This is a genomic window from Arthrobacter sp. HS15c (assembly GCF_040812005.1).
Classification (GTDB): domain Bacteria; phylum Actinomycetota; class Actinomycetes; order Actinomycetales; family Micrococcaceae; genus Arthrobacter.
This window is the reverse complement of sequence record NZ_JBFOHM010000003.1, coordinates 319,498-335,102: the sequence shown is the minus strand read 5'-3', so window position 1 is coordinate 335,102 and position 15,605 is coordinate 319,498. Positions and strand designations below refer to the sequence as shown.

At 67.7% G+C, this 15,605-nt stretch carries 12 protein-coding genes; 7 read left to right on the top strand and 5 right to left on the bottom strand.

Translation table 11 applies throughout. The features are described 5' to 3' along the window. Window positions 1-5 precede the first annotated feature (5 nt). Both ABV518_RS06620 and ABV518_RS06615 read right to left on the bottom strand, forming a co-directional pair. Window positions 6-1,430, bottom strand: a complete 1,425-nt coding sequence (locus ABV518_RS06620) for a hypothetical protein (RefSeq protein ID WP_367766055.1) — start codon at window positions 1,428-1,430, stop codon at window positions 6-8. Beyond that, complete coding sequence (locus ABV518_RS06615; protein WP_367766054.1) at window positions 1,430-1,732, bottom strand: hypothetical protein; 303 nt, start codon at window positions 1,730-1,732, stop codon at window positions 1,430-1,432. Before ABV518_RS06615 ends, ABV518_RS06620 begins: the two co-directional genes overlap by 1 nt. 189 nt (window positions 1,733-1,921) lie before the next feature. Here ABV518_RS06615 and purB point away from each other — a divergent pair, with 189 nt between their 5' ends. The 5 genes from purB to ABV518_RS06590 all read left to right on the top strand — a co-directional run bounded on the left by purB (window position 1,922) and on the right by ABV518_RS06590 (window position 10,437). After that, window positions 1,922-3,364, top strand: coding sequence for an adenylosuccinate lyase (gene purB, locus ABV518_RS06610; protein WP_367766053.1), 1,443 nt, complete (start codon window positions 1,922-1,924; stop codon window positions 3,362-3,364). Window positions 3,365-3,640: 276 nt separating this feature from the next. Then, complete coding sequence (locus ABV518_RS06605) at window positions 3,641-4,315, top strand: histidine phosphatase family protein (RefSeq protein WP_367766052.1); 675 nt, start codon at window positions 3,641-3,643, stop codon at window positions 4,313-4,315. 104 nt (window positions 4,316-4,419) lie between these two features. Continuing rightward, window positions 4,420-9,273, top strand: coding sequence for an NAD-glutamate dehydrogenase (locus ABV518_RS06600; RefSeq protein ID WP_367766051.1), 4,854 nt, complete (start codon window positions 4,420-4,422; stop codon window positions 9,271-9,273). A 138-nt stretch (window positions 9,274-9,411) separates the two neighbouring features. Further along, window positions 9,412-9,915: a GNAT family N-acetyltransferase gene (locus tag ABV518_RS06595; RefSeq protein WP_131131938.1), complete on the top strand. Its 504-nt coding sequence runs from the start codon at window positions 9,412-9,414 to the stop codon at window positions 9,913-9,915. Window positions 9,916-10,002: 87 nt separating this feature from the next. Beyond that, window positions 10,003-10,437 carry an acyl-CoA thioesterase gene (locus ABV518_RS06590; RefSeq protein ID WP_131131939.1) on the top strand — a complete coding sequence of 145 codons (435 nt, stop codon included), beginning with the start codon at window positions 10,003-10,005 and terminating at the stop codon, window positions 10,435-10,437. Here ABV518_RS06590 and ABV518_RS06585 read toward each other — a convergent pair. Then, the gene (locus ABV518_RS06585) at window positions 10,412-11,473 is read right to left on the bottom strand and encodes an FAD-dependent monooxygenase (RefSeq protein WP_367766047.1); all 1,062 of its coding nucleotides are present in this window, start codon (window positions 11,471-11,473) and stop codon (window positions 10,412-10,414) included. The genes ABV518_RS06590 and ABV518_RS06585 overlap by 26 nt on opposite strands. Window positions 11,474-11,529: 56 nt before the next feature. On the opposite strand from ABV518_RS06585, the gene ABV518_RS06580 reads away from it, so the two are divergent. Next, entirely contained in the window at window positions 11,530-12,069 is a 540-nt protein-coding gene (locus ABV518_RS06580; RefSeq protein ID WP_367766046.1) for a TetR/AcrR family transcriptional regulator, read from the top strand. 29 nt (window positions 12,070-12,098) lie between these two features. On the opposite strand, the gene ABV518_RS06575 is transcribed toward ABV518_RS06580, so the two are convergent. Together ABV518_RS06575 and ABV518_RS06570 are read right to left on the bottom strand one after the other, a co-directional pair. Continuing rightward, entirely contained in the window at window positions 12,099-13,289 is a 1,191-nt protein-coding gene (locus tag ABV518_RS06575; RefSeq protein ID WP_367766045.1) for a 4-hydroxybenzoate 3-monooxygenase, read from the bottom strand. A 133-nt stretch (window positions 13,290-13,422) separates the two neighbouring features. Continuing rightward, a complete protein-coding gene (locus tag ABV518_RS06570; RefSeq protein ID WP_367766044.1) occupies window positions 13,423-14,163 on the bottom strand; it encodes an IclR family transcriptional regulator in 741 nt (246 codons plus the stop codon). 140 nt (window positions 14,164-14,303) lie between these two features. On the opposite strand from ABV518_RS06570, the gene ABV518_RS06565 reads away from it, so the two are divergent. Further along, window positions 14,304-15,605, top strand: coding sequence for an MFS transporter (locus tag ABV518_RS06565; protein ID WP_367766043.1), 1,302 nt, complete (start codon window positions 14,304-14,306; stop codon window positions 15,603-15,605).

Sequence of the window (15,605 nt, the reverse complement as noted above, 5' to 3'; positions counted from 1 at the left end):
CAAAATCACCGCGCCCGATCAATCTCAGACGGCCGCGGAGGAGTGGGCATCGGGGGCGGCTTTGAACGCGTCAGTGCGAAACGGGTGGCCGTTGCCGTTCCGCCTGCTCCGAGTACCCCTCCCAGGACAGCGGTTGACGCCACGAGGGAAGGATCATCGCTGGCCGCAACCAGGCGGGCGCCGTCCTGATAGTTAGTCAGGTTGTGGCCGGGACCGAGGCCGCCGTCTTCACCTTCCGGTGTCCGTACAGGCTGGTTCAGCGTGACCGTCACCCTGTCCCGGGTGTCAGGGCCGGGCGTGGCGTCCCCTCCGGGAACCCAGTCCTGCCGGTGCTCGAGGTGAAGGGTGCTGACGCCGGCCGCCGGAGGGATGCCGCCAACCGGGGAACCAGCCGTCAGCACATACTTCACGTCGTACTGGTTCAGGAACAGTTCGTCAGCGGCAAGGTTCATTGCATGGATGCCGCCTTGGCTGTACCCCACGGCCACGACGGGCGCCCCTTTTTCTGCGCCGGCTTCCTGCAGGGCCCGCAGCACGGCCTTGTTGATCTCGGCGGAGCCGTGACCCAGCCCTTCAGCGATGCCTGCTTCATCGAAGGGATTGTCGCCACCCAAATCGTCGCCTGCAGACTGCGTGCCGGGAACGACCACCACGTAGGCATTCTGTCCCCCGTTATCCACCTCGATGACTTCTATGTAGCCCTCACCCCGCTCGTTGATGATCCTCGTCCGTTCCAGGAGTGCAGCCGGTGAACCATCAAACTCAATGGGCAGCGTCTCCTGCCGCTCCAACGTGACGGGCCGCGGCTTCAGGATGCTGATGGACCGCCCGCCCAGGCCAGTGAGCAAAGGAACGGCGGCCGCGATGTGCCTCCCGGCCGCCAGGTCGGCCCCAATTGCCATAAAAAAGCGTTCAGGCGAGAGTGCCAGCAGCGCGCCCATGGCAATCGGGCCTGTGGCGAGTTCGGCGACCTCCCTGTTGGGAACCCGCCCCAGCCATGCGTCTCCTGCCTGGCGCGCCAGGGTATCGGGGTTGGCCAGCCCTGCACCCATTCCGCGGGAGAGGCTCGCCCACGCCTCCGCGGCTTCGTAGTCCGTTTTGCACTGCCGTACCTGCTGGCTGATGTGCTGCAGCTCTGTACGGACGGCCTGGATGCTCCGCTGGGCCTCCCCGACGTCCATCAGGGCAGCCGTGCCGGTGGGACGCGGTTCATTCTGGTAAGGGCACAGGTCTTCCCAGATGCGGCGGACCTCCACTTCCACGGCAGCCAACTCGTCCGCGGCAGCGTCGAGCTTCTCGGCGCCGCCAATCAGTTCCTCCAGCTGAAAACTGATGCCACCCACACCACCGCGAATCTGCAGGGAACCGTCCACTGCCGGCCCGGTCAGGTGGATGGGTCCGCCGCTGCCGGACGGGGTCACCTCGGCCATCAGAAGCGCCCCGCCGGGTTGCCGGCCGAAGCAGCCACCGCCTGCGCGTGGCTCCTCACCGAAGCCAAGGCGTCCTCGAGCCGTAAGCGCGCCCTTGCCAGCGCCACCTCCTGGAGGGCCACCGAATTCCGGTATGCCCGCCCGGCCGGTGACTGCCAGTCCAGGAGCTGGATCTCGCGGAACCCGGCGAGGACCTTCTCCACCCTCGCAAGGCACAGGTCGACCCCGCCGGCCAACTGCTGGACCTCATAACTGCGGGACATGCATGCCGCCATATCGGCTGCCGTCATGTCACTGCCCATATCCGTTCCTTTCCCAACTGCACCCCGGAATGCCTGGTCTCTGAGCCGCCACCGCCCGGACCCCCGACGCTACGGAATGGCGTCCCTCCTACGGAAGCACCGCCGTCGGCTATGTGGACAACTGGCGCCGGCTGTTCACACGGGCAGTCCGCTTAAGCGGTGGTGGGGAGTTCGTGAAAGAATCAGCACATGCCTGAAACTGCCGCCACAGCTGATACCCGCACGCCCTCCGGACGCCTGGCCCTTGCCGCGTCGCCGGACCAGATCGCCCTGGGCCCGCTGGACGGCCGCTACCAGTCCGCCGTCGCACCCCTCGTTGACTACCTGTCCGAGGCGGCCCTCAACCGCGACCGCGTGGCCGTCGAGGTCGAATGGCTCATCCACCTGACCAGCAACAATGTCCTCCCCGGCGCGGGCCCGCTCACGTCGGAACAGCAGGACCAGCTCCGCGCGATCGTCACGGAATTCGACTCCGCTTCGGTCTCCGAACTCGCCGAAATCGAAGCCGTGACCGTCCACGACGTGAAGGCCGTGGAGTACTACATCGGCCGCCGGCTGCCCGGCATCGGCATCGAGCACCTCACCGCCATGGTCCACTTCGGCTGCACGTCCGAGGACATCAACAACCTCTCCTACGCCCTGGGCGTCAAGGGTGCTGTAGAGGACGTGTGGCTGCCGGCCGCACGCGCGCTCGTGGCCCAGATCAGCAAGATGGCCGAGGACAACCGCGCGGTTCCCATGCTGTCCCGAACGCACGGGCAGCCTGCCACGCCCACCACCCTGGGCAAGGAACTGGCTGTCATCGCGCACCGCCTGACCCGCCAGCTGGACCGCATCGCCAAGACCGAATACCTGGGCAAGATCAACGGCGCCACCGGCACCTACGCCGCCCACGTGGCCTCGGTCCCCGGCGCCGACTGGCAGCAGGTGGCCAAGTCCTTCGTCGAGGCCCTGGGCCTGACCTGGAACCCGTTGACCACCCAGATCGAAAGCCACGACTGGCAGGCAGAGCTGTACTCCGACGTCGCCCGGTTCAACCGGATCCTGCACAACGTGTGCACGGATATCTGGAGCTACATCTCGATCGGCTACTTCGCCCAGATCCCCGTCGCCGGCGCCACGGGATCCTCCACCATGCCGCACAAGGTCAACCCCATCCGGTTTGAGAACGCCGAAGCCAACCTCGAGATCTCCTCGGGCCTCCTGGACGTGCTGGGTTCCACCCTGGTTACCTCCCGCTGGCAGCGCGACCTCACCGACTCCTCCAGCCAGCGCAACATCGGTGTGGCGTTCGGCCACTCCCTGCTGGCCATCTCGAACGTCGCCAAGGGCCTCGACCGCCTCGACGTTGCCGAAGACGTTCTCGCCGGCGACCTGGACACCAACTGGGAAGTCCTGGGCGAGGCCATCCAGATGGTCATGCGCGCCGAGGCGATTGCCGGCGTCGAAGGCATGGAAAACCCGTACGAGCGGCTCAAGGACCTCACCCGCGGACAGCGCGTGGACGCCGCCCGCATGCAGGAGTTCGTCCAGTCCCTGGGCCTCTCCACCGAGGCCGAGGCGCGGCTGCTCGCCCTCACGCCCGGCAAGTACACCGGCATCGCGGACCAGCTGGTGGACCACCTTAAGTAAGGCGGCCTGCGGCCCACATCAGTACGGCGGCGGCGCCGGGCTCCTGCAGGGGCCCGGCGCCTTTGTCGTTGGTTGAGCTGACCGAGACTGGCTTCGGTGTCCGCTCCTGGTGCGTTCCCGCCCGGTTGCTGGCCCGGCACCGGGCGAATCGCGGGCGACACGCCGTGTTTTGCCGCGTTTGGCGCCCGCAGACATCACCAACCGGGCAGGAACGCACGACGGCGGCCCCGCCACGCGGGCGCCCCCGGTCTTGCCGCGAGGTGCGAAACTGGGAGCATGAAGTTGCTGCTCATCCGCCACGGACAGACCCCCGGTAACGTACTCGGCCAGCTGGACACGGCCCATCCGGGGCCAGGGCTTACGGAACTGGGAGAGCGGCAGGCTGAAGCCATGGCACGGTCCCTGGCCGATGAGCCCATCGCGGCGCTGTACGCCTCAACCCTGCTCCGCACGCAGATCACTGCGGCCCCGCTGGCCCGGGTCCATGGCCTGGAAGTCGAGGTGCTCGACGGGCTGCATGAGATCGAAGCCGGGGCGCTGGAAAAACTGACCGACCACGAATCCCACATGCGGTACATGGGCACAGTGTTCGCGTGGGCCGCCGGAGACCTGGACCGCCGCATGCCGGCGGGTCCGGACGGCCACGAGTTCTTCGAACGGTACGACGGCGCCATCACCCGTATTGCCGAGCGCGCGGCCAGCAATGGGGACTCAGCGGCGGTTGCCGCAGTGGTCAGCCACGGCGCCGCCATCCGCACCTGGGCAGGCCTCCGCGCAGCCGACGCAGACCATGAATTCGCTGCCCGCCACGTCCTGTCCAATACGGGCATCGTGGCCCTGGAAGGGGATCCGGACACAGGCTGGAAGCTGATCCATTGGGACGGCAGCCCCGTGGGTGGCCTCGCCCTGGCCGACCCGACGGCCGAGGACCCCATAGGGGACGGCGCATAGCCCGCTGATCCGCACTGGACGGCACCGGCGCCTCCGGCCATGATGAAGGGTAGGCGCGGGGAGCGTTATCCCGGTGGCTCACCGCGCAGTGGAGGCGCAGTGGCATGGCACGGACATCTGAAGAGACTCCCGCAGGTTCGCTGGAACCCGACGCGGATTTCGTCGCCGCCTACTATGGCCACGTGGCAGCCGAAGACCTGCACAATTACGACCCCGGAACCCTCCGCGCCAGGGCAGCCCACCACCTGGAACTGGCGTCCCGCCGGCATCCGGGAGAGGCCGCCGTCGGGATCCTGAGCGAGCTGGACACCAGCGTGGTGGCGGTGGTCGCCGAAGACCTGCCGTACCTGGTCCAGTCCGTCACGGCGGAGCTCACCCGCGAAGACACACCGATCCGCCAGCTGGTCCACCCCACCTTCCTGGTCCGCCGCGACCCGGCTACCCATGCGCTGTTGGAAGTCCGCCCGGGCCAGGTGCGGGAAGGGCTGGTTTCCGGCGCCGCCGCTCCTGACGGCGCAACACCTGAGGTCTGGATCGGCATGGAAATCGGGCGGCTCGCCGACGCTGCCGCCGCCCGGGATCTGACGGAAAGGCTGCTGGAGGTCGTGGCGGACGTGCGGGCGGTAGCCCTCGATGAGGCTGCCATCCACGGCAAACTGGCCGAAGCCGAAGTCTCTGCGGAGCACGCACCGCCCCACGCTGTACCGACAGCCCGGCAGCTCCGTGACCTGCTCCGCTGGCTGGCGGAGGGCAACTTCGTGTTCCTGGGTTACAGCCGGCATGAACTGACGACGGCGGGAGGTCCGGAAAGGCCCGCGGTCCGCCCGGGCTCGGGGCTTGGGCTGCGGCGGCGGCCACGTGCCTCCTCCGTTGCGGATACCGAAGCCGGCCCCGGCCGGGGGAAATCCGTCGTGGCTGAACCCCGGGTCCTGGCGCTGGCCACGTCAGATGTGCGGTCCACAGTCCTGCGGGGCGCATACCTGGACGAGATCCGGCTGCAGATCTTCGACCCGGCAGGGAAAGCCGATGGGGAACACCGGTTCCTCGGTCTCTTCACACCCAGCGCCGAGCACCAGTCCGTCCGGCGCATTCCGGTGATCCGGGAAAAGTTGGAGGAAGTCAGGGACCGGCTCGGGGCGGCGCCCGGTTCGCAGCAGGCCAAGGACCTGGTGACCGCCCTGGAGGCAATCCCGCGCGAGGTCCTCTTCCAGATCAGCATCGCTGACCTCAGCCGGCTGGCACGTGAAATCATGCGCGCGGAGCAGCTCCGCCAGACCAGGCTGTTCCTCCGGACCGACACCCTGGGCAGGTTCGTGCTGGCGCTCGTCTTCTTCCCGCGCAGGCGCTACAGCACCGCGGTCCGGCTCCTGATGGAGCAGGAATTCACGCACGCTTTCAACGCGGCCTCGATCGAATTCGAGGTGCGGCTGTCCGAATCCCCGATGGCGCGGATCTTCTTCCGCATCGGGACTGCGGGTACCCCCGCGGACGAATCAGCGGCGGGGGTCCGGGCGGCAGTCGGCGGTCCGGCCGGCGTCGACCCTGCCCAGCTGGAGCGGGACCTGATCGCTGCCACCCGCTCGTGGCCGGAGGGCCTTGACGAACTCATCCGGGACCGCTTCCCGGCAACCGAGGCCGCGCGGATCTCCCGGCTGTGGTCCGATGCGTTTCCGCCGGCATACCGGGCGGACTACCGGCTGGAGGACGCGGTCCGGGACATCACCAACTTCGAAGCTTTCGACCTGGACGGCACCGGCGGCCGACCGTACGGCGATCCGCTCCTGAGGGTGTCCCGGTCAGGCGGCGCCCCGGAGGAGGCCCGCATCCGGCTCTACCTGACGCGGCCGCGCAGCCTGACCCAGATCCTGCCGTTCCTGCACAACCTGGGCCTGGAGGTCCTGGACCAGCGGCCATTCGAGATCCGGCGCGGTTCCGCCCATGACCTGTTCCTGTACGACCTGGGCGTGCGGTACCCCGCCGGCGTGGACCCCGAAGCCACGAGCCAGCTCCTGGCCGATGCCTTCCGCGCCGCGATGCGCGGGGATATCGAGTCGGACGCGATCGACGCGCTGGTCATCAGGGAGGGCGTGGAATGGCGGCAGACGGCAATCCTGCGCAGCTACGCGAAGTACCTCCAGCAGCTGGGGACCACCAATTCCTACGGCTTCATCGCCGACACCTTGAAAACCAACGTGCGGGCGACCCACGCCCTCCTCGCCCTGTTCCAGGCAAAGTTTGACCCCGCCCTGGACTCTGCAGCCCGGTTCCGGGAAACGGCCGCGGCGCGCACCGAAGTCCTGGCGGCCATCGAGGCCGTGCCTGTCCTGGATGCCGACCGGCTGCTGCGTACCTTCATGAACCTGGTGGAATCCACCCTCCGCACCAACTACTTCCAGGACAAGCCGCACCTGAGCTTCAAGCTGACACCGGCTGCCATCCTCAACGCCCCGTTCCCCCGGCCGAAGTATGAGATCTGGGTCTACTCACCCCGGGTTGAAGGGGTCCACCTCCGCTTCGGCGAACTGGCCCGCGGCGGGCTGCGGTGGTCCGAGCGGAGCGAAGATTTCCGCACGGAGGTCCTGGGCCTGGTCAAAGCGCAGAACCTGAAAAACTCCGTCATTGTCCCCACCGGTGCCAAGGGCGGCTTCTACCCCAAGCGGCTGCCGGACCCCGCGGTGGACCGTGCGGGCTGGCTGGCGGAGGGAACCGAGTGCTACCGGATTTTCATCCGCGGACTGCTGGACCTCACCGACAACCTCGTGGCCTCACCGGCCGGTGAAAAAATAGTGACGCCACCCAACGTGGTGCGCCATGACGGGGACGACTACTACCTCGTGGTGGCTGCTGACAAGGGAACTGCCGCCTTTTCCGATACGGCCAACGCCGTGGCGCACGAGTACGGTTTCTGGCTCGGGGACGCTTTCGCCTCAGGTGGCTCCGTGGGTTACGACCACAAGAAGATGGGCATCACGGCCCGCGGGGCCTGGGAATCGGCGAAGCAGCACTTCCGGGCGTTGGGCATGGATCCACAGGCTCAGGACTTCACCGTGGCCGGCGTAGGGGACATGAGCGGTGATGTGTTCGGGAACGGCATGCTGCTCTCGCGCCACATCAGGCTGGTGGCGGCTTTTGACCACCGCCATATCTTCCTCGATCCCACGCCCGACGCCGAAGCCTCCTTCCGCGAGCGCCATCGGCTTTTTGACCTGGCCCGCTCGTCCTGGGCGGACTACGACCCCTCACTGATCAGCGAGGGCGGCGGCGTCCACCCTCGAACTGCGAAGGCGATCGGCATCACCGAGCAGGTCCGGGTTTGCCTCGGCCTGCCCGCCGGCACGTCAGCCCTCCCGCCGCACGCCCTGCTCCAGGCCATCCTCCGGGCGCCCGTTGACCTGCTCTACAACGGCGGGATCGGAACCTATATCAAGGCGTCCTTCGAACGGCACCAGGACGTGGGCGACAAAGCCAACGACCCCATCAGGATCGACGGCAGCCAGGTCCGCGCCCGGGTCATCGTTGAAGGCGGCAACCTGGGCGTGACCCAGCGCGGGCGGATCGAGGCGGCGCTCGGCGGCACCCTGCTGAACACGGACGCGATCGACAACTCGGCTGGCGTGGACTGTTCGGACCACGAGGTCAACATCAAGATCTTCATCGACAGAATGATCGCCGACGGGCGTATGCCGGCAGCCGAACGCGGCGAGTACCTGCACTCCCTCACGGATGAAGTGTCCCGGCTGGTGCTCGCCAACAATGCGGACCAGAACGTCCTCCTGCTCAACGACAGGCACCTGGTGCTCGAATGGAGTCCCGGATTCGAACGGACCATGGACTGGCTCGAGAACGCCTCGGAACTGGACCGCGAGCAGGAAGCCCTCCCCAGTACCGAACAGCTGCGCGAACGGCTCCGGTCCGGCAAGGGGCTGACCTCGCCGGAGCTGTCCGTGCTTGCGGGCTACGCGAAGATCGAGCTGGCCAAGGAACTGACGTCCAGTGACCTGGCCGATGACCCGTGGTTCAAGGGAACCTTGCGCAGCTACTTCCCGCGCCAGGTATCGGAGCGCTTCGAATCAGAGCTGGACTCGCATCCGCTCCGCCGCCAGATCATCTGCACCGTGGTGGCGAACGACATGATCAACCTCGGCGGAATCACTTTTGCCTTCCGGGCGAAGGAGGAAACGACCGCCACGGCAGCCGCGGTGGCACGGGCATTCGTGGTGGCCCGCGAGGCTTACGACCTGCCCTGGATCATGGAGCGGCTTGCTGCCCTGCCGCCGGATTTCCCCAGTGACCAGGCCGCGGAAGTAGCCATCCACATGCGCCGGGTCCTTGACCGGGCCACCCGCTGGTACGTCACGCATGACCACCGGGACCAGCCCATCGCGGCGGCCCTGGCCAGGATCATGCCCAGCCTGGAGCTGCTGCGCACGCGCACCTCGGATTACCTCCGGGGCTCCGACATCGACCGGGTGCAGGGGCGCCTGTCGCATTGGGACAGCGTGGGCCTGCCGCGGGACCTGGGCACACGCGCCTCGGATCTCCTGGAAAGCTTCGGCCTCCTGGACATCTCGCTGGTGTCCGAACAGGTGCAGGAGCCCATCCCCACCATCGCGGACCTGTACTACGCGGTCTTCCAAAGGATCGACGCCGCCGGCCTGCTCCTGCGCATCACGGACCTGCCGCGCCAAAGCCGCTGGGAGACGCTCGCCCGGGCAGCGCTGCGGGACGACGTCTACTCGGCCGTGGCAGACATGACGGTCTCGGTGATGCAGGCAAGTCCGGCGCCCGGGGCAGGCGGACCCGACGCGGTGGAACGCATCGTGGCGTGGGAGCGCGGACACCAGGAGCAGCTGGCACGGATCAAGGACACCTTTGCCGAGGTGACGGGGCCGGGCCAGGTGGATATTGCGTCCATCTCCGTGGCGCTGAAGCTCCTGCGCACGCTTGTGCGGCAGTAACCGCGCAACAGATGCGCGCACCGCAGATGAAGTGCGGCGCCGCTGACTGTTCTCTGGGCGCTTACGCGAAGGAAACACCGCGGTAACCGTGCCCTCTTAGGCTTGTCAGGCATAACCCTTCGGCGAAACGAGGCAGCCATGCAGACCAATCCCCGACTCAACATCAGGCAGGTCACCTGGTCGAACCCCGTAGGTGCCGACCTGCGCCGGGCCCAGCAGGCGGAACTGGACGCCCGCTTTGGCACCCCTGACCACGAACCCGGCCCGCCGCCGTCGTCCGCTGACTGCGCCGTGTTCCTGGTCGCGTACGACAAGGGTTCCGGGCAGCCGGTGGGCTGTGGCGGCCTGAGGCTGCTGGATTCCTCCACGGCGGAAATCAAGCGGCTCTACGTTCTCCCCTACACGCGGGGTTCGGGGGTGGCCAGTTCCATCCTGGCGGCCCTCGAAGCCGAGGCGTACAAGCAGGGGATCACGCGGATCAAGGCCGAGGCGGGGTCGGCGCAGCCGGATGGCCGGAACTTCTACGAAAACTCCGGATTTGAGGGTGTGCCCAACTTCGGCCCGTACATCGGCGTGGCGCATTCCTACTGCTACGCGAAGACCATCGACTCGCACAGCGCCGCGCACACGGCCATGGCCTGATCAGTGCGGCGCCAGGCGGGGCGGCGGCCGGCGTCACACTGCGCCGGCCAGTGCGTTCCGCCCGCCGCCGTCGGCTAACCTCACCGTATGGAATCAGCAGACATCACTTTCCGGACGCGCAAATGGGTCCGGCCGGAGGACCTCAACGCCAATGGGACGCTGTTCGGCGGCAGCCTGCTGAAATGGATCGACGAGGAGGCGGCGATCTACGCCATCCTCCAGCTCGGCAACGGCCGGGCGGTGACCAAGTACATCTCCGAAATCAACTTCGTCAGCTCCGCTGTCCAGGGCGACCTGATCGAGATGGGCCTGACGGCCACCCGCTTCGGCCGCACCTCGCTGACCATGCGGGCGGAGGTCCGCAACATGATCACGCGCCAGAGCATCCTCACCATTGAGGAGATCGTCTTTGTGAACCTCAGTCCGTCCGGCAAGCCCGAGCCGCACGGCTACACCGAGATCACCTATGACCGGGACAGGATCCCGACGCACCACCTCACCGAGACCCTCGCCCAGGACTGACGACGGCGGCACGTGCGTTGCGTCGTCGGGCAACGCCGAGCAGGCGGTCCCGCAGAGGCTGGGCGGCTTCCGCAAACGCGACCCGTCCCAGCGCCGCGGCCGCCAGGCTCAGTGCCCGGGTCCGCAGCCGCCGCTGCCGGTCGTAGGCACGCAGCGCCTGGTCTTCGGGCAGCGTGTTGAGGAGGTCGGCCAGCGTTACCGCGTCCACCAACGACTCGCACGCGCCGCGGCCGAGGGTGGGGAGCATCGCGTGCGCGGCGTCGCCCACCAGGACAGTCCTGCCGCGGACGAAGGAACCAACGTATGGGGTTGTCCAGATGCGCTGCGCGAGGGAGTCCGAGGGAGTGGCGGCGGCCAGCACCCGGCGGATGGCCGGCGCGTGCCCGGCGTAGCGCTCCCGTGCCTGTTCCAGGGCTGAGGCCACATCGATGCCATAGGGGCCAAGCCCGGACCGGTAGCTGGCGTACCAGAAAAACCCGTCCAGCGAGGGAACGATGCCGAACAGATCGCCACGGCCCCAGTATTCGCCCAAGTGGTCCGGGTCGACCGGGGAAGCCACGGTCCCGCGCAGGGCAAAGTATGGCGTCAGCCGGGCGGCGGTGCGGGCACCCCAGGCCCCGCGACGGACCACGCTGTGCACGCCGTCGGCCCCTATCGCCAGGCTGCCGTCGGCCGGAGGGGCCTTGACATGGCTGGTAATCCGGCGGACGGTCGCGGGCACGGCTGCATCGAGCAGCCGCAGCAGGTCAATCCGCGAAATACCGAACATCTCCCCGGCGTCGACGGTAACCCACGGCTCACCCCCGGCGTTTCGGACCGACGCGCTGCCAAGGACCGGGCTTGCCGCGCGCGCCTCTTCCAGGACCCCCAGCAGCGCCAGCGCCCGCTGGGCGTTGGGCCACATCCCCAGCGCGGTGCCGACGGTGGGCAGTTCCGGCCGCTTTTCGTAAACGGTCACGTGGAACCGCGCTGGGTCCAGGGAGGCAGCCAGTGCCAGCCCGGCAATTCCTCCGCCAACGATCGAGATCGCGTCCATGGGCGCTATTCTACTACTTTTGTAGTGACTGGGAAGGGGCCAATTACACTAGGCCCATGCCTGACCGCCGGACCGAACTCCTGGACGCCGCCTTGACCGTGGTGGCGGACAAGGGGATGAAGGGCCTCACCCACCGGGCCGTGGACGCCGCGGCGCAGCTGCCCCAGGGAACGACGTCGAACTACTACCGGAACCGCGCCGCCCTCGTCGAGGCGGTGCTGGACCGCCTGGAGCAGCTGGACGGCGCCCTCCTTCAGGACCAGGGGCGGGCCGGGCCGCCGAAGGACATTGAGGAGCTGGCAACCCAACTGGCTGCCATGGTGCTGGCGCTGGCCGGGCAGCACGCGGGTCTCACCCGTGCCCGCCTGGCCCTGTCCCTGGACAACCCCGAGGCGGTGACTGCCGGCCACTTCCGGCTCGTGGGAGGCCTGGAGCAGGCACTGGCCGCCTTGGGCGTGGCAGACGCAGCGGCGCGGGCCCGGGACGCGGCGGACTACGGCGACGGCGTGCTGCTGCACCTGCTCACCGTCAGGCGGCACGAGCAGCCGGACGCTGCGGCCATCGCGTCGGCCATCCGGCGGCTGCTGGCACCCTGAGGGGCGGGCCGGTGAGGGGCGCCCCGCTGCTACTGGGCGCCGGGCCAGCCGGTGTACGCCTCGGCCAGGTAGGCCATGCCGTGCCGGGAGGACACCACGGAGTTCAATTCGCCCAGCTGGCGGGCACGGGAGAAGTCGTCCGCGTCCACCGGCGTGTGCAGCATGGTGGTCATCCAGTAGGAGAACTGCTGGGCTTTCCACACCCGCTCCAGGGCGCGGTCGCTGAACGTGTCCAGCAGGTGGGTCGAGCCGGAGTTGTAGTAGCTGTCCAGTCCTTCGAAGAGCACCTTGACGTCGTGGATGGCCAGGTTCAGGCCCTTGGCGCCGGTGGGCGGAACGGTGTGCGCGGCGTCGCCGGCCAGGAACAGGTTGCCGTGCCGCATGGGGGTGTGCACAAAGCTGCGGAACGGCAGGACCATCTTGTCGATGACCGGGCCCTCCTTGAGTTCAAATCCGTTGCCGTTGACCCGGCTGCGGAACTCGGCCCAGATCCTGTCGTCGTCCCAGTCGGCCACGTTTTCCTTGGGATCGCACTGGAAGTACATCCGCTGCACGGACTCGGTGCGCTGGCTGATCAGGGCGAAACCGTTGGCGGAGTTGGCGTAGATCAGCTCATCAGCACTGCGCGGGGCCTCTGCCAGGATGCCAAACCAGGCGAACGGGTACTCGTGGAAGTACCACTTCCGGTTGGCCTCAGGAATCTGGAAGCGGCAGTGGCTGCGGGAACCGTCGGCACCCACCACGAATTCTGCCTGGATCTCGCATTCCACGCCGTCGGCGTCGGTGAACCAGACCTTCGGCTTGCCTTCGAGGTCGTGGACGGTGGTGTCCGTGACGCTGTAGCGGACGTCGCCGCCGTCGGCCTTCCTGCGGGCGGCGAGGTCCAGGAAGACGTCCGTCTGAGGGTAGAGCCAGACGGACTCCCCCACGAGGTCCTTGAAGTCGACGCGGTGGCTTTCGCCGTTGAACCGCAGCTCGATGCCGTCGTGCCGGTCGCCGTCACGCAGCACACGGTCCGAGACGCCGCCGTCCACCAGCATGTTGACCGTGCCGTGCTCCAGGATTCCGGCGCGGACTGTTTCGGAGATGTCCTTGTGGCTCCGGACCTCGACCACGGTGGAGTCGATGCCGGCCTTGGCCAGCAGGTGGGAAAGCATCAGCCCGGCGGGACCGGCGCCCATGATGGCCACCTGGGTGGTGATGACTTTGCGTGCTGCCATGGCGTGTTCTCGCTTCGTTGCGGGGCCCTTGGTGATTGTGGGCCTGGTGGGTGCGTCTGGCTATCAGTGTGCAACCGGAGGCGTGACAGGCGTAACACCAATTCCATTCAGCGGAAGATTAGTTCGGTGTCCTTTAGTCACCGAGGCGCCGGGCGATGCCCCGCGCGGCAGTCTGCAGCGCGGGAACCAGAGCCTGCAGGCGCATCTCCCGCAAAGGAACCACGACGCCGAGCGCCGCCACCGAGCGCTGCCGTCCGTCCAGCACGGGCACGGCAATGCCCCACGTGTCCGGATCAACCACGCCGGCCAGCTGCGCGAAGCCCTGGAGGGCAGTTTCGCTGAGCAGTCCGCGCACGGTTTCCCGGGTGACTTTGCCGGCCGGGTCCGTAAACTGGTCGAGGTATTCGCCCTGGAGCGCCTTCCCCTGGTGGGCCATCAGGGCGAGCCCGGCGGAGGAGATGTGGACGGGCATTCTTCCCGCCACCCTGGCCCGGTTGGCCACTGATCCGCGGTGCGACAGCCGTTCCACAAAGAGCGCTTCCCAGCCGTCCAGGACAGCCAGGTTCACGTTCTGGTTCAGGACCTGCTGGATGTCCTCCATGAATGGCATGGCGGCCTGCCGGAGCGCCAACGTGGGTGAGTTGCGGTTCACCAGCTCCCATAGCCGCAGCCCCAGCCGGACGGTTCCGCCCGCCCCGGTCTCCAGCAGGCCGTGGGCGGCCAGCTGCCGGACCAGCCGGTGCGCGGTGGTGAGCGGGAGCTCCGCGCGGGCGGCCAGATCGGACAGTTGGAGGCTGCTGACCCCCTCGGGGAAGGCGGAGATCACCCGCACTACACGGTCCACCACGGAATCGCCCGAGACTGAATTAGCCATAACCCATCGCTTCCATTGAATGGTGAAACTTGTCCCAGATTACACTCCCCGGTGATACAACTCTCAGTGAGGTTGCACTGCCGCGCCCGCGGCCCGGGTGCCGCCACGATTTTCCATCCACGATGTACCGAGGTTTTGCAATGCCAATGACGCCAGTTCAACACCGCTCCAAATGGCCCGTGTGGCTTTGCTGGCTGGCCATGGTCCTTGACGGGTTCGACCTTGTGGTCCTGGGCACCGTCATCCCCACGCTGATCAAAACCCAGGACCTGGGCTTCGACGCCGTGGGCGCCACGTATGCCGCAACGATCTCACTGGTGGGTGTGGGGATCGGGGCGCTCTTTATCGCTCCGCTGTCCGACCGGTTCGGCCGGCGCCGGCTCCTGGTGGCCTGCGTCCTCTGGTTCTCCATCTTCACCATCGCCGTGGTGTTCGCCCCCAATGTTGCCGTCTTTGGCATTTTCCGCCTGCTGGCCGGGCTGGGCCTCGGCGCCTGCCTGCCCGCGGCGCTTGCCTACATGAACGATTACGCCCCGGCCGGCAACGCCGGCAAGTCCACCACCCGCACCATGACGGGCTACCACGTGGGCGCCGTGGCTACGGCGTTCCTGGCCATCCTTGTGGTTCCGGACTGGCGGATCATGTTTGTGGTGGGCGGCCTGGCCGGCTTCGCCCTGGTGCCGTTCCTCTGGTTCAAGCTCCCCGAAACCCTGCCCCCGGTGCACACACATGCCAGCCAGGCCAAGTCTCCCGGGGAAGCGGCGGAGGAACATCCAGCGGAACCCGCCGCCGTCGAACAGCGCGCAAGTTTCCGGGACCTCGCCAAAAAGCCCTACCCGCTGGTGGCTGTGGCCATCGCCGTCGCCTCCTTCATGGGCCTTCTGCTCGTGTACGGCCTGAACACGTGGCTGCCGCAGCTGATGGCCGCCGCAGGCTACACCGTCAGCACCGGCCTGGTGCTGCTGCTGGTCCTGAACGTTGGCGCCGTGGTTGGCCTGGTGGTGGCCGGCATCCTCGCCGACAAGCACGGCACCAAGAAGATCGTCCTGCTCTGGTTCGGCCTCTCTGCCGTGCTGCTGGCCATCCTCAGCGTCAAAATCCAGAGCGAACTGCTGCTCAACGCCGCGGTGTTCGTCACGGGCGTGTTTGTGTTCAGCTCCCAGGTGCTGGTCTACGCCTGGGTCAGCCAGCTGTTCCCTGCCCGGCTCCGCGCGACCGCCCTGGGCTTCGCGGCCGGCGTGGGCCGGTTCGGCGCCATCATGGGTCCGGCCGTCACCGGAACTCTGGTTGCCGCTGGCATCGCGTACCCGTGGGGGTTCTACGCCTTCGCGGCAGCGGCCGTCATTGCCGCTGTGGCGCTGGTGACCGTCCCCCACACCATTACCCCGGCACGCGCCCGGCCCGCCGCCGTCGGGCAGTCCGCGGACCTGCCGGGCGAGTAG

What these genes read in the sequence shown, in the direction of transcription:
- ABV518_RS06575 (WP_367766045.1), bottom strand. Translation starts at nt 13,289, where the DNA reads ATGGCAGCACGCAAAGTCATCACCACCCAGGTGGCCATCATGGGCGCC.
- ABV518_RS06605 (WP_367766052.1), top strand. Translation starts at nt 3,641, where the DNA reads ATGAAGTTGCTGCTCATCCGCCACGGACAGACCCCCGGTAACGTACTC.
- ABV518_RS06570 (WP_367766044.1), bottom strand. Translation starts at nt 14,163, where the DNA reads ATGGCTAATTCAGTCTCGGGCGATTCCGTGGTGGACCGTGTAGTGCGG.
- ABV518_RS06580 (WP_367766046.1), top strand. Translation starts at nt 11,530, where the DNA reads ATGCCTGACCGCCGGACCGAACTCCTGGACGCCGCCTTGACCGTGGTG.
- ABV518_RS06600 (WP_367766051.1), top strand. Translation starts at nt 4,420, where the DNA reads ATGGCACGGACATCTGAAGAGACTCCCGCAGGTTCGCTGGAACCCGAC.
- purB (WP_367766053.1), top strand. Translation starts at nt 1,922, where the DNA reads ATGCCTGAAACTGCCGCCACAGCTGATACCCGCACGCCCTCCGGACGC.
- ABV518_RS06590 (WP_131131939.1), top strand. Translation starts at nt 10,003, where the DNA reads ATGGAATCAGCAGACATCACTTTCCGGACGCGCAAATGGGTCCGGCCG.
- ABV518_RS06615 (WP_367766054.1), bottom strand. Translation starts at nt 1,732, where the DNA reads ATGGGCAGTGACATGACGGCAGCCGATATGGCGGCATGCATGTCCCGC.
- ABV518_RS06565 (WP_367766043.1), top strand. Translation starts at nt 14,304, where the DNA reads ATGCCAATGACGCCAGTTCAACACCGCTCCAAATGGCCCGTGTGGCTT.
- ABV518_RS06585 (WP_367766047.1), bottom strand. Translation starts at nt 11,473, where the DNA reads ATGGACGCGATCTCGATCGTTGGCGGAGGAATTGCCGGGCTGGCACTG.
- ABV518_RS06595 (WP_131131938.1), top strand. Translation starts at nt 9,412, where the DNA reads ATGCAGACCAATCCCCGACTCAACATCAGGCAGGTCACCTGGTCGAAC.
- ABV518_RS06620 (WP_367766055.1), bottom strand. Translation starts at nt 1,430, where the DNA reads ATGGCCGAGGTGACCCCGTCCGGCAGCGGCGGACCCATCCACCTGACC.